The 12,969-nt window shown below is 44.8% G+C and carries 12 protein-coding genes and 1 tRNA gene; 2 read left to right on the top strand and 11 right to left on the bottom strand.

All coding sequences use genetic code 11. From position 1 onward, the window contains the following. Window positions 1-6: 6 nt before the first annotated feature. Window positions 7-582 (bottom strand): DUF4424 family protein, encoded by a 576-nt coding sequence (locus B5J93_RS01980; protein ID WP_079324184.1) that lies wholly within the window; start codon window positions 580-582, stop codon window positions 7-9. An 84-nt stretch (window positions 583-666) separates the two neighbouring features. On the opposite strand from B5J93_RS01980, the gene hemB reads away from it, so the two are divergent. Beyond that, on the top strand, window positions 667-1,674 hold the full coding sequence (hemB, locus tag B5J93_RS01975; protein WP_079324189.1) for a porphobilinogen synthase: 1,008 nt from the start codon (window positions 667-669) through the stop codon (window positions 1,672-1,674). A gap of 180 nt (window positions 1,675-1,854) precedes the next feature. Here hemB and B5J93_RS01970 read toward each other — a convergent pair whose 3' ends face one another. Beyond that, on the bottom strand, window positions 1,855-2,916 hold the full coding sequence (locus B5J93_RS01970; RefSeq protein WP_079324183.1) for a mechanosensitive ion channel family protein: 1,062 nt from the start codon (window positions 2,914-2,916) through the stop codon (window positions 1,855-1,857). Between the two features lie 33 nt (window positions 2,917-2,949). Then, entirely contained in the window at window positions 2,950-3,825 is an 876-nt protein-coding gene (locus B5J93_RS01965; RefSeq protein WP_228144834.1) for an energy transducer TonB, read from the bottom strand. 163 nt (window positions 3,826-3,988) lie between these two features. On the opposite strand from B5J93_RS01965, the gene B5J93_RS01960 reads away from it, so the two are divergent. Then, window positions 3,989-4,079, top strand: a tRNA-Ser gene (locus B5J93_RS01960). Between the two features lie 41 nt (window positions 4,080-4,120). Here the strand turns inward: B5J93_RS01960 and B5J93_RS01955 are convergent. From B5J93_RS01955 to B5J93_RS01920, 8 genes are all read right to left on the bottom strand, one after another. Then, window positions 4,121-4,429, bottom strand: coding sequence for a DUF3817 domain-containing protein (locus tag B5J93_RS01955; RefSeq protein ID WP_079324182.1), 309 nt, complete (start codon window positions 4,427-4,429; stop codon window positions 4,121-4,123). 66 nt (window positions 4,430-4,495) lie between these two features. Then, window positions 4,496-4,870: an MliC family protein gene (locus tag B5J93_RS01950; protein ID WP_079324181.1), complete on the bottom strand. Its 375-nt coding sequence runs from the start codon at window positions 4,868-4,870 to the stop codon at window positions 4,496-4,498. A 108-nt stretch (window positions 4,871-4,978) separates the two neighbouring features. Continuing rightward, window positions 4,979-7,666, bottom strand: a complete 2,688-nt coding sequence (gene topA, locus B5J93_RS01945) for a type I DNA topoisomerase (RefSeq protein WP_079324180.1) — start codon at window positions 7,664-7,666, stop codon at window positions 4,979-4,981. A gap of 110 nt (window positions 7,667-7,776) precedes the next feature. Then, window positions 7,777-8,304 carry a hypothetical protein gene (locus B5J93_RS01940; protein ID WP_079324179.1) on the bottom strand — a complete coding sequence of 176 codons (528 nt, stop codon included), beginning with the start codon at window positions 8,302-8,304 and terminating at the stop codon, window positions 7,777-7,779. A 19-nt stretch (window positions 8,305-8,323) separates the two neighbouring features. After that, window positions 8,324-8,707, bottom strand: coding sequence for a response regulator (locus B5J93_RS01935; protein WP_079324178.1), 384 nt, complete (start codon window positions 8,705-8,707; stop codon window positions 8,324-8,326). Between the two features lie 69 nt (window positions 8,708-8,776). After that, complete coding sequence (locus B5J93_RS01930; protein ID WP_158080661.1) at window positions 8,777-10,777, bottom strand: ATP-binding protein; 2,001 nt, start codon at window positions 10,775-10,777, stop codon at window positions 8,777-8,779. 240 nt (window positions 10,778-11,017) lie between these two features. Next, complete coding sequence (locus B5J93_RS01925; RefSeq protein WP_228144833.1) at window positions 11,018-12,010, bottom strand: galactose ABC transporter substrate-binding protein; 993 nt, start codon at window positions 12,008-12,010, stop codon at window positions 11,018-11,020. Window positions 12,011-12,508: 498 nt separating this feature from the next. After that, window positions 12,509-12,949 carry a roadblock/LC7 domain-containing protein gene (locus B5J93_RS01920; RefSeq protein WP_079324176.1) on the bottom strand — a complete coding sequence of 147 codons (441 nt, stop codon included), beginning with the start codon at window positions 12,947-12,949 and terminating at the stop codon, window positions 12,509-12,511. Window positions 12,950-12,969: the final 20 nt, after the last annotated feature.

The raw sequence follows: 12,969 nt of genomic DNA, 5'->3' as shown, positions 1-12,969 counted from the left end.
TAGTTTTTAAGTTCGGTTGGTATAGATTGCCTGCGACTTCCAATGCGTGTCTTTTTCGGTGATAAGGCGATATAGCGCTGGGTGCTTGTAGGCTCGGATTTTGGCGTATATATTGGGCAAACTTTCATCATAATTAACATGATGATACGCAGACAAAATCTCTTTATCCGAAAAACCGCATTGCCTAAACGCATCCGTTACATCAAGCTCTGATTGCTCATCATGTCCTTTATGCAAAAGGGCTCGCACGTGCATTTTTGGGGTAATGGCTTTGCCGTTCGCCCACACCTTAAAGCTGTTAAGTGTCTCCTCTGTGTCCGCAAAATCCCCATCGTGTTGAATGCTCATCTTTGGCAAGGGAAACGGCACCGTTTGGCGAATGTCTTTATTGGTTAGGTTTTTAAATTCGTACGCCACTTTGATGATGTCTTTGCTGATGTACAAATCCTCGCTTTTCATGGCGATATTGGGATTTTTGATGTATTCCACCCCGCCTACGCCCACATAGCCCGTGCTGTCGTTGGCGTGGACTGTGATACTTAACAATAATAGTGCCAATAGGGAAAATTTAAAACGTTTCATGATTTATCCTAATAATCCTAAAAAAGGTGTATAATTATCTTGCTATCTTTTAATATCTTTATCAAGCTTATCAAGGTCAAAAATATGTCAAATTACACCTTTAACCGCACTTTTCCCCATACCCGCCTACGCCGTTTGCGTGTCTCGGACGGCATTCGTGAGATGGTCGCCGAAACTCATCTAAAACCTTGCCATCTCATCGCCCCTGTGTTTGTCATCGAAGGGCAAAACCAACGCCAAGCCATCAAAAGCATGCCAAATATCGAACGGCTATCCATTGACCTACTCATCAAGCATTGCAAAGAACTGTATGAGACGGGCGTGCGAATGGTGGATATTTTCCCCGTGATTGACCCTACCCTAAAATCGCCCAATGGTGATAATGCCTATGACGCAGATACCCTCGCCGTGCGTGCCGTCTCTGCCATCAAGGACGCCTGCCCCGAGCTTATCGTCATGACTGATGTCGCCCTAGACCCCTACACCACACACGGTCAAGACGGCATTATTGATGAGTCAGGCTATGTGGTCAACGACATCACCACCGAAGCACTCATCAAACAAACACTTGCCCACGCTCGAGCAGGGACGGACGTCATCTCGCCATCGGACATGATGGATGGTCGCATTCGTGCCATGCGTGATGCCCTAGAAGCAGAGGGTTTTGTCAATACTGCCATCATGGCATATTCCGCCAAATACGCCTCCGCCTACTATGGACCTTTTCGTGATGCGGTCGGCTCATCAGGCAACCTAAAAGGACACAAAAAACAATACCAAATGAACCCTGCTAACCGAGCCGAAGCCTTACATGAAGTCGCCCTTGACATCTCTGAGGGGGCGGACATGGTCATGGTAAAACCCGGTCAGCCCTATTTGGACGTGGTGCGTGAAGTTAAAGACAATTTTGGCGTACCAACCTTTGCCTATCAAGTCTCTGGCGAGTATGCCATGCACATGGCGGCCATTCAAAATGGCTGGCTCACCGAAGCGGTCATTTTAGAGAGTCTAATCGGATTTAGACGGGCAGGCTGTGATGGGGTATTAAGTTATTTTGCCTTACCTGCTGGGCGAATGCTTGCCGAGATTTAAACCTGCCATACCCCAGAAACTTAAAAATTACTACAAATTCAATGATGTATAGGCGTAGGGGCGTGCTGAGCACGCCTTGTAAAATAATATCACAAAGGGCATGTTCAACACACCTCTACAAAGCCTATGGTAAATATTGAGTTCGTTAGGTATATAAAGGTAGGCACATCCGTGTCGTTATTATTTCATTTCTATCTCATGGGCATCTGCCTTGTCATCTCCCACATGAGTCATTATCTTATCAAGCCCATCAATTTGCACCGTACGAATGGGAAAGGGAATGTTAACCCCCGCTTCATCAAAGGCATATTTGATACGCTCTAACAGGTCGCATTGCACCGCCCACCAGTCATTATTATTTGTCCATACATACATGATAAGATTTACCGAACTGTCGGCAAGCTCGGTAACACGCACGATAGGCTCTGGGTCTTTTAGTACCAACTCATGCTCTTGTGCCATCTGCATCATGATGTGGCGCGCAGTCTTAATGTCACTGTCATAACCGATGCCAACAGGCACTTCTATACGACGGTTGGGCAGGGATGAATAGTTGATACTTGCCGATGTCATGATGTCGCCATTGGGAATGATGACTTCATGGTTATTAGGCGTGCGTATGCGAGTATTTACCAGTGTAATCTCCTGCACCGTGCCTGTCTGCCCACCCACTTCTACATAATCACCACGACGAAACGGATGGAATACCACAATCAACACGCCTGCCGCTAGGTTGGATACTTGGTCTTTTAAGGACACACCAATGGCAACTGTCATGGCACCAAGTACTGCCACAAAAGACGTGGTACTGATGCCAAGCTGGTTTAAGGATGCCAAAATGACCGCTGCCAGCATGACCCCATAAAGTAAATTACCTAGAAAACTGACCGCCGTGCCGTCCACCGAGCTACGCACCATGGCACGTTTGGCAAGATTGACAATGTGTTTACCAATCCACTTGCCCACATAAAAAATGATGATGGCAAGCACCGCTTTGACGGCAAATTCGGCAGAGTTGGCGATAAGTGTGCGAGTATCCACCGTAATGCCCAACAGCTCCAAAGTGTAGTCACTGGCAGTCTCTACGGTTCTGGTCGTACCTGTCACGACTTCTCGGGTGGTTTCCGCCACCACTTCGCCTGTTCTTGACGCTGTGGTTTCTAGGCGTTCGGCAGACTCTTCGGCACTGTTTTTTAGTTCACCAAGAATCGGTGACGGGGTTTGTTTGGTATCTTCAGTCATGGTCGGGTACATTAATTATTAATTGGTTATTGATTAATTAGTCACTTCAATCTTATCACTATATCGCCATGTGCGAATAATTCTAAGCTCGCTAAGCTCACCCATCTCTTCATCGAAATGCCCATAAGGAGCAGATTGGCGTACCGACTGCTTGGCGGCTTCATCCAAAATGGCAGAACCTGATGATTCAAGCAAGCGAATGGCTTTAACATAGCCATCAGGCGAGATGACCACCATCAGACGGACATCGCCCATGATGTTGTTGCGACGTGCTTCGCTAGGATAATACTGGTTAGCAATACGCTCCACATGGCGGCGAAAATTCTCCAAATATCCTGCCGCCACCCCATGCGTGGTCGCATTGCTATTGACCGTATGAATGTTAGATTTGGATGCAAAGACTTGCTGTTTTTGGGACAGCTGAGCTTCTAGCGTGCGGATTTTTTTGCGGATACGCTCTTCTTGAGCTTCTAGGTCGTCTTGCTTTTTCTCGCTGTCATTGTCATTTTGGCTATTGACATAACGCACAGACAGCGTGGTGCGAAGATAGCTTTCTTGGTAGGCTTGCTGACGGCTTTGTTTTTGTAGGTTGATGATGTCTTGGGTCTCTTCCATGTCATCACTGGTGTCAGGACTAATCTCGGTCGTCTCTTGACGCAACTGCTGGCGTACTTCTCCGCCCCCTTCTTGACTGGCGTTCGCCACAAAGCGTGCGTCTTCGTTTTTCTCTTTGTTGTCGCTTAGCACCGTTGCCACTTCCTGTGCCATCTCATCGAGTGACATGCCTGCACTAAACCCTACCCCAAAAATCACAAAGGCATGCACCGCCACTGCAATGACGGTCGCCATGGGAATGTCTAGGTTTTTGTCTGCTAAAACATCTCTTAGTGAATCAGGCAAGCTAGGCACAGGCTTTCTCTTAAATCAAAATGGCTCATATTTTACCTTATTTTACCAAAACTGACAAATAAAAAAGCAACAAACTGCCGATGGGTATTTTTATGATTTTATCACGAATAATCAACAAAAAAGATGACAAACCTCAAAAACTCTGCTATAATTCGCCCCCATTGGTGACGTGGCTGAGTGGTTGAAAGTGCACGCCTGGAAAGTGTGTATACGTTAATAGCGTATCGAGAGTTCGAATCTCTCCGTCACCGCCATATTTTAAGCCCTGATGTTTGTCAGGGCTTTTTTATTTTTATCATTCATCTGCCATCAGCTCATCTTCTGCCAGTTCAAGCTTGTAGATATACCGCTCAAACCAAAATGGAGCAAACGGCAAAATCGATGCCACAAGCCCGATGACAAATACCTTCAAAGACCAGCCCTTGACCTGACACACCACAAGCAGTAGCACGATAAAAGCAACAAACATCACGCCATGAAACATACCTGCATACGGCACCAAAAATGGCTTGTCCATCATGTATTTTAAGGGCATGGCAACCCCTAAAAGTAGGATAAAAGATATCCCTTCCAAAAAACTTACCAAACGCAATAACTTTGTCATCGTTTTTCCTGTTTAAAAAATAAAACAAAACACCGAACGAGCGGTGTTTTGTGGGTAGGCTGTTGGTTATTCTGCGGTGCAGTTCACTTGGGCAGGAGTGCCGTGTACGCCTTTGTAGCTAAATACCGCCATGTCGCCTTTTTGGTGCCATTCACCGCTGTGACCGAAGATGCCAGCATCTGTCACATAACGCTCGCCTGATGCTGAAGGTGCGATATTTAAGGTGGTGGTCACGCCTTCTAAGGTTAGCTGGGCTTGGCTGTCGTTAGGGTAGTACAGAGATGGTGCGATGCCGTTATCGCACAAGAAAGCCTTGGTAAATGGCTGATATTCTGATGCCACAACCGCTGATGCACTGGCAGTTTCATTAAGTGCTTTGGTGTTGTTACAGCCTGTCAATACAAGGGCAACAGCCGTTAGGGCAAATGCAAATTTTTTCATGGATAGCTCCTTAAAAGCATGGTTAAAAATAAAACAAATTGAGAATTATTTAACCATTGTACGGGAAAATTAGGAAAAATGCAACTTTATTACAAAATTCCCAAAACATCACTCACCAACCCAAGCCCCGCCTCTCCACACCAACGCAAACTTGGTCGCCTTACCGTCCTTTTCTGAGCCGACATATTGCTCGGCATTTTTGCGAGACCAACGTAATATGGTCGGGTTGCCGTCATTGTCGGTTGTGGGGGCGGACAGCAGGTAGTGGAATTTGGGGTCAAGCTCGCCTTGTATGGCTTGTAATTCTGCCACTTTGGGCGGACGGGTTTCACGGATTTTAGGGAACTTGGACGCTGCCAAGAACAGCCCTGCCGCCCCTTCACGCAAGATATAATGGTCATCAAACCGCTGTGAGCGTAAATGCGGCATGGGAATTGCCGTCATGCGTGGCGGTGCAGGTTGTCCGTCTTTTTGGACTTTGCGGGTATTGTCGCATTTTTGGCAAGCAAAATACGCCCCAAACCGCCCTGTTTTTAACTCCATTTGCCCATCGCATTTGTCGCAGTCAATGGTCGGTGCGTCATTGCCTTTGTGGGTGTCAAACACACCTTTTTCTAACAAATAGCCATCGCAGTCAGGATTATTACCACAAACGTGCAACTTCAGCCCACCGTCCACGATATAGCCGTCCATTGCTGTGTGGCATTTTGGGCAACGCTTTTTTTCTAATAACGACAAAATCTCGTCCGACTCATCGTCTACCGTCTGATTGGCGAAGGCTTCCACCGCCATGAGATTTTTGGTTCCCTTACACCGCTCTTTTGGCGGTAAGTTATAGCCTGTACAGCCCAAAAACACGCCTGTACCACCTGTACGAATCTGCATGGGGCGACCGCACAAATCGCAATGCACGTCAGGCACGTCCGTGGGGTCGTTGGGTTTCATGCCGTCTTTGGCTTTGGCGGTTTCTAATTTGCCCTTAAAATCACCGTAAAACTCATCAAGCACCGCCTTATAATCCACGTCCCCTTCTGCCACATGGTCAAGTTTATCCTCCAAATTGGCGGTAAAAGTGTAGTCCATCAGGTCAGGAAAACTGCCTGTCAAGCGGTCGGTTACAATGTCGCCCATTTTTTCGGCAAATAGGCGTTTGTTTTCGGTGCGGACATAGCCACGCTCTTGAATGGTGGAGATGATAGACGCATAGGTGGACGGTCGCCCAATGCCACGTTTTTCAAGCTCTTTGACAAGGCTCGCTTCGGTATAACGGGCTGGCGGTTTGGTAAAATGCTGGCTTGGGATAATCTCATTTACCGTCAAACTCTCGCCCACTTTGACATCAGGCAGTAGCACGTCATCGCTTTTGGCAGGGGGCTGGGCTTTGGTATAGCCATCAAAGGTCATGACACGCCCTTTTGCCTTTAATTCCACATTGCCAGACGACACGGTCAAGGTCATGGATAGGTACTGGGCAGGAGGCATTTGACACGCCACAAACTGTCGCCAAATCAGCTCATAAAGCCTTTGGGCATCTCGCTCCATGTCTTTTAGATGAACCGACAACACCGCCACATCAGACGGACGAATGGCTTCGTGGGCTTCTTGGGCGTTTTGTTTATTGCCATAGACGTTGGGGCTTTTTGGCAGGTATTGACTGCCGTAACTGGTCTCAATGTACGTTCGTACACTTGATAAAGCGTCCGCACTCAAAAACGTGCTGTCGGTACGCATATAAGTGATATAGCCTGCTTCGTACAGACGTTGGGCGAGCATCATCGTTTTTTTGACATTAAAGCCAAGGCGTGTGCTTGCCGACTGCTGTAGGGTGGACGTGATAAAGGGGGCGGACGGCTTGGACTGGGTGGGCTTTTGCTCACGGTCAGACACGATAAAGGGGTTGTTGTTTAAAATATCAACGACCGCCACCGCTTCTTGTTCATTGGCAAGGCTTAACTCTTTGCCGTTTTGGCGGACGGCTTCTAGGTAAATGTTTTCTTTTGAACTGCTTAATGTATCGGCATGAATTTGCCAATATTCAGTGGGCGTAAAGGCACGAATCTCACGCTCTTTTTCCACGACAAGGCGAGTGGCAACCGACTGCACACGCCCTGCCGACAAGCCACGAGCGACCTTCGCCCACAGTAGGGGCGACACCATAAAACCGACCACACGGTCAAGAAAACGGCGAGCTTGCTGGGCGTTCACACGGTCATAATTTAAGCTACTGGGGTGTCTAAAGGCTTCGGTAATGGCGGATTTGGTAATCTCGTTAAACACCACACGACTGTATTTACTGTCGCTGCCGCCAATGACTTCCTTTAAATGCCATGCTATTGCCTCTCCCTCACGGTCTAAGTCCGTTGCCAGATAAATGGTATCAGCGTCTTTGGCAAGGGCTTTTAGCTCTTTGATGACTTTGGTTTTGTTGGGCAAAATCTCATAGACCGCCTGCCAATCGTTCTCAGGGTCAACCCCCATACGGCGAACCAGAGCGTTATACGCCTTCTGTTCACGAGACAGTCCCGACTCGTCCGCTTTTTCGGCTTTGCCCGTCCCCGATACAGGCAAATCACGCACATGACCCACACTAGACCGCACGATATAGCCCGAGCCTAGATATTTGTTAATGGTTTTGGCTTTGGCGGGGGATTCCACGATAACTAGGGCTTTGCCTTTGCCTGACACGGGGGTATCTACCATGTCGTCCTTGGCGGCTTTGGTTGTTTTTTTGGTGGGTGCTTTTGTGGCTTTGACGGTATTTTTGGTGCGTGTGCTGGGTTTTTTGGGAAGTGCCATGAGTTGCCTATTTGTCTTATAATGTTAAAATGTTCACTTTATAAGGGGGCTTTGGCATTTTGTCAATAGTCTGGTAAAATATTTTAACAATTTTATACACAAGTGGTCGCCTAGCGGGACGATTTTAGAGTATTGATATTTTGCACGCTTTGCAAAAAGGTTTTGAGTGCCAATAAATCCTGCTCCATGATTGACATCGCTTGCTCGTCTTTGATGGCAAAACTTTTGGCGTATTTTTCATCGTGCCAGTAGATGGTTATGCTATTGGCTTTGGTGGTCAGTCCTTGGATATAGGACAGTAGTGGCTCGGGGGGTATACCCACACTGATAGGCACGCCATCTTCGTTTTGCCAGTCGCCCCCCGTCCACAGCAGGCGTTTGGCAGGCAACTGCCAGCTGTCATCAATGACAGTGTACTGGGCTATCATGCCGTGATTATTTGTCTGCTTGTCCTGCCTGCTCTCTTTGTGCTGTCTTAGCCAATCGGGCATGGCAACCAGTTTGGGATGCAAGTCTATCTTGCGGGCAAACATTCGCATGTCGCCCACTCGCACCTCACTCATCTTTGGCTTTAAGCCCATGATGTTGCCAAGCACAAACAGCACGGCAACGATGACGACAATGACCCCGATACTCACAACTGGCTACTTATTTTACTTATTTCTTAGCTTTGGCACTAAGTTCAATCAGGCGTTGCATGCCTGCAATCAGCTCTTCGTCATTAAACGGCTTATAAATAAAGCCCCTTGCTCCGACTTGCAAGGCTTGTAGTGCCGTCATACGGTCAGAGAGTGCCGAGACAACCAAAATACTCACGCCCGTTCCTTTGCCCACGATACGCTTGATGCATTCAAGTCCATCCATCTGTGGCATGGTCAAGTCCATGGTAATAAAATCAGGACGAAATTCATCAAATTTTAATACGGCATCCACGCCATTATTGGCGGTCGCCACAATCTCAATACTACCACCCTCAAAACAACGCTCAATGCGGTTACGAATAATATTAGAATCATCAACAATCATCAGACGATAAGCCATTCTTTACTCCAAAATCTAAAAATCACAAGCAGACCTGAATCTGAATATTCAGGTCTGTTTTTATTTATATTACTGTGCATCAAAGTTGATGACAATCTTTGTATTTAGCCCTGGCTGACTCTCGACATTGATTTTGCCATTAACTTCTTTGACCCACTCACGCACGATGTCCATGCCCACACCACGCCCACTGTCTTCATCGACACCATTGGCAGTTGAGATACCTGAGCGGAACATCAAGGCATACAGACGGCTGTCGGGCAGACTTGATGCTTGTTCAGCAGTCATAAGATTCATCTCAATGGCTTTTTGACGTAGTTTTTGTAAATCCACACCTGCCCCATCATCAATGATACTCATGCGTAGCTGACTGCCATACTGTAAAAGCATTAGCTTGATTTGACCTACTTTGCTTTTACCTGCCTGCACACGCACATCAGGTGTCTCAATGCCATGAGCAATGGCATTTTTAAGTAGCTGAATGCCGACATCTTGGCAGAACTTTTTGAGCTTATCGGTCATCTGAATATCTTCAAAACCTGTTAAGTTGACCTTAACTTTTTTGCCTTGACGTTCGGCGATTTGCTGAGCATAATCACCAAAGTAGCTTTGCCAATCTAGCGAATGACTACTTGGAGCGACAGTAGCAGGCTTGCCATTTGTTTGTGCCATGACACTTTGTACGCTTTGACCAACATCATCTTTGTCTATTTCTTTTGCCACACGGCTAATGCGTTGCAAGAGTTTTTCGACAAACTGGTTTAGGTCTAGGATTTCGTTTAGAACCATGGTAAAACCCAAAAAGTCCTGACCTGAGACCGTGCTTTGGTTGCGGATTAATACCAGTTTTTCTTCTGCCTGCTCAGCAAGACGTACAAAACTACTCATCTTAATGGCAGATGCTTCACCTTTTAAGCTATGCATTTTTCTAAATAAGGTCTGAGCTTTATTATGTAGCTGACCCTCGACTCGTAGCACCTCGTTCATCTCATTAACACGCCCATAAGTATTCTCAATAAACTCGTTAAGCACGTTAATATCCACATTAAGGATATGCCCAATCATCTCAATCTGACGGTCATGCTGTGCTTTTTCACTCTCCAAAGTTTTTTCAAGCAACACCGAGTCGGTCACATCAACAACACTCACAAAGATTTCTTCAACTTCGTCATTTTCACTCTCCTGAACACGCAGGAAACTAAACGACAGGTATTTGACCACCGTATCATCTTGGTCGTCAACCACATTAACCTTAACCTGTTTGAGCGGGTTCAGATCGCTAATCAAGTCTGAGACCACCCAAGGATTGTACAACTGCTCAACAAACAACTTGGTCGCCTCAACATCATCACGCCCAATCATACCTTGCAATAAATCAGTTAAGGTCGTGCTAGCGATGTCTTTACACCCCAAGACAGTCTCTAGGTTCTTTGAATAGGCATCTGAGATAACAAAATTTTTATCAATCAAGAACAAACCTTCTTGTACCGTACCTAAGATGTTGGTAGTTTGGCGTTGAGCCAATAAAAGCTTTGCATCTGATTGCAATAATTGACGGAGCGAACCAAAAATAATTACCAAAAATAGCATGAATGCAATAGAGATACCGCTAACCTGCACCATTTTAAGTTGGTCGGTGCTGTTTTGAATAAGATGACCTCTGTAACCCGTAAAATCAGTCGTTTCTATCTGCAATGCATTGCTGTACAAACGGGTATAATCCACCAAGTAATCACTGGTTTTTTTTGAAATTACTCCTTTTTCAGAATCCTCAACAAATCTGTCAAGCAAACCTAAATAAGGAGTCCAAATGGTTTCAATATCCACCAAGATTTTTTGCAAATAGTCAGAATCAACTGCCTTAACAGCCACTTCTTGACCTAAAGCATTCTTAACTGTACCGCCTGATTTTAATGCATGTAGAACCTGGGTAAACTCTTGAGTCTCTGTTTTTAGCTCATCGAGTTGGTAAATAGCCGTCTGTGGCAACAGATCAATAGGAAGGTTATTTTGATCAACAACTACAGGCTGTTCTGACTGAATCGTGTTTTGTGATTGTGTTGCGTTCAAATACAAATTTAAGTCCAATAATTTTTTGGATAAACGTTGAACCAAAACTGTTTGCTGGGCAGCAAGCTCTAATTCCTTGGTCGCATTCGCAATTCTTTGTGATGCAACAAAGGTATAACTAGATAAAATAATAACAAGTGCAAAAAATGCTAATGACAATAGAATCAAAGAACGGTATTTAACAATACCTGATTTTTGAAATGTTTGTAAAATATCTCGAGACATGACAACCTTCCTCCTTTACTGCACTTCTTGATAAGGCACTTGAATTATCCGGTGCTCCATACGATAATCTATTCCATTCAAAGGATCGGTTTCTGCCGCCAAATTTGATGCCAATCTTAATGCGACTTTTGCTTGGTTTTTTGCATCATTTAGCACAGTTGCCGTCATTCGACCTGACTTCACAGCCTCCAAAGCCTCGCTAGTTGCATCAATACCAAAAAGAGGTACGTTGATTTGTTTTTCTGACAAAGCCTCGGCAGCACCTAATGCCATCGCATCATTATTTGCCAAGACAACCTCTACACGTGCAAACTCAGGGTTTAAAATCCATTGACCGACCACACCTTTCGCTACATCTTTATTAAACATAGCATGCTCATGAAACACCAACTCAGTCGGTACACCCAGTGTTGGGTAGTTTTCCATAGTACTCATCGACCACTTGGTGCGAGCTTGAGCTCCTGCATGCCCAACAAGTCCTTCTAACATCGCAAATTGAATTTTCCCGTCTTGATTTTTATCCCAACTGGGATTTTTTTTCCATAAATCAAGCACTTTTAGTCCTTGAAGGATGCCTGCCTGTGTCGCATCACCATCCACAAAATAGGCATTCTGACATTTGGCAAGTGCCTTATCTCCTGGACTACGATTAAAAAATACCAACGAAACTTTGTCACAATATCTTTGGATAACCACCTCGCCTTGATTGACATCAACCAAGTTAACAACCAGTGCTTTTGCACCTTTACTAATCATAGTCTCAATCTGCTGATTTTGTGCTTCTTGATCGTTATTAGCATTATCCAAAAATGCGGTTACGGATGACTGAGCCGCAACTTCTGTCTCATAGGCATCATAAAAGGCCTTAAAAAATGTGTTTTGAGTATTACTAATTGTCAGACCCACGGTTGATTGCGGATAATCACTCATCTGCACCTGATCCATCGAATTTGAACAAGCTCCCAACAAGACTGCACTTGTTAGTAACCATAAATAAGTTAATTTCATTAAAAACACCTTTACAATCTAACAAAGAAAAATCATGTCAACCTAAAAAGCATGCTATGAGTATTTAAAAAAAAAAGAAAATACGATAACGCCAAAAAATAAAAGTATCAATAAAGCTTAGTAATTATCATACATTTGTAACATGCTTTTTGAACTACAGTCAAAAATAATAAATCTATTCAACAAATAGAGTCATACGTGCGAATTAAACAATCGGACGTTAGTCCAACAAATTAAATCATTAAACTTCTTGCGAAAGACAGGTTTCCGTTGATAATAAATTGCCAAACTACAGCATAATCAATCCATAGACAAACTTCAGAGAAATACTTTTTTAACCATTACAATGAATAAGCATCTTATGAAAATCTGATTTTATCGGATTTTTGTATTTGTCAAGCACTATGAAAATCAAAGGTTTTAAAGGACTCACTGATGAATTTCACAAGAAATCTAATAACACATTAAGAAAACTCAATAAAATTGGGTTGCATCATCCTATTTTCCGTGATGCTGACCGTCAAGCTCCACCAAACGAGTGGTGGCTTTATTCATGGCGTGCATGATTTGCCCGAGCAGAACCTGCTGTTTGGTGACCACAATCAAAATCATGGGCTGATTGACATTTGGCACGGCACTAATCATAATTTTGCCATTTTCAGCATCCAAAATCACCGAACGGCACCCAGTCAGCTGAGCCTCAGCAGTCAAGGCTTGTACCAGTGCCAAGATGGATGAACCCACTGCTGAGAGTTTATTGCCATCATAGTTTTTTTGAAAGATAGATAATACTTCAAAACCATCAGTCGATGCCAGTAATACACCATCTACGCCTGTGGTAGAATGCACCAACTCGTGAAGCACTTCTTTTGAAAGTGCCAAAAATTGCTCAGCAGGCTTGACACGATTAGAATCCAATTTAAAAGGACTAAGGCTCATTATTTTACTCCAAGATGTTT

The sequence above is a fragment of the Moraxella equi genome, from assembly GCF_002027555.1.
GTDB classification, from domain to species: Bacteria; Pseudomonadota; Gammaproteobacteria; order Pseudomonadales; family Moraxellaceae; genus Moraxella; species Moraxella equi.
This window is presented reverse-complemented; position numbering and strand designations above follow the sequence as displayed.

Coding starts and splice junctions, on each gene's coding strand:
- B5J93_RS01980 (WP_079324184.1), bottom strand. CDS start 582: ATGAAACGTTTTAAATTTTCCCTATTGGCACTATTATTGTTAAGTATC.
- hemB (WP_079324189.1), top strand. CDS start 667: ATGTCAAATTACACCTTTAACCGCACTTTTCCCCATACCCGCCTACGC.
- B5J93_RS01970 (WP_079324183.1), bottom strand. CDS start 2,916: ATGACTGAAGATACCAAACAAACCCCGTCACCGATTCTTGGTGAACTA.
- B5J93_RS01955 (WP_079324182.1), bottom strand. CDS start 4,429: ATGACAAAGTTATTGCGTTTGGTAAGTTTTTTGGAAGGGATATCTTTT.
- B5J93_RS01950 (WP_079324181.1), bottom strand. CDS start 4,870: ATGAAAAAATTTGCATTTGCCCTAACGGCTGTTGCCCTTGTATTGACA.
- topA (WP_079324180.1), bottom strand. CDS start 7,666: ATGGCACTTCCCAAAAAACCCAGCACACGCACCAAAAATACCGTCAAA.
- B5J93_RS01935 (WP_079324178.1), bottom strand. CDS start 8,707: ATGGCTTATCGTCTGATGATTGTTGATGATTCTAATATTATTCGTAAC.
- B5J93_RS01925 (WP_228144833.1), bottom strand. CDS start 12,010: ATGAAATTAACTTATTTATGGTTACTAACAAGTGCAGTCTTGTTGGGA.
- B5J93_RS01920 (WP_079324176.1), bottom strand. CDS start 12,949: ATGAGCCTTAGTCCTTTTAAATTGGATTCTAATCGTGTCAAGCCTGCT.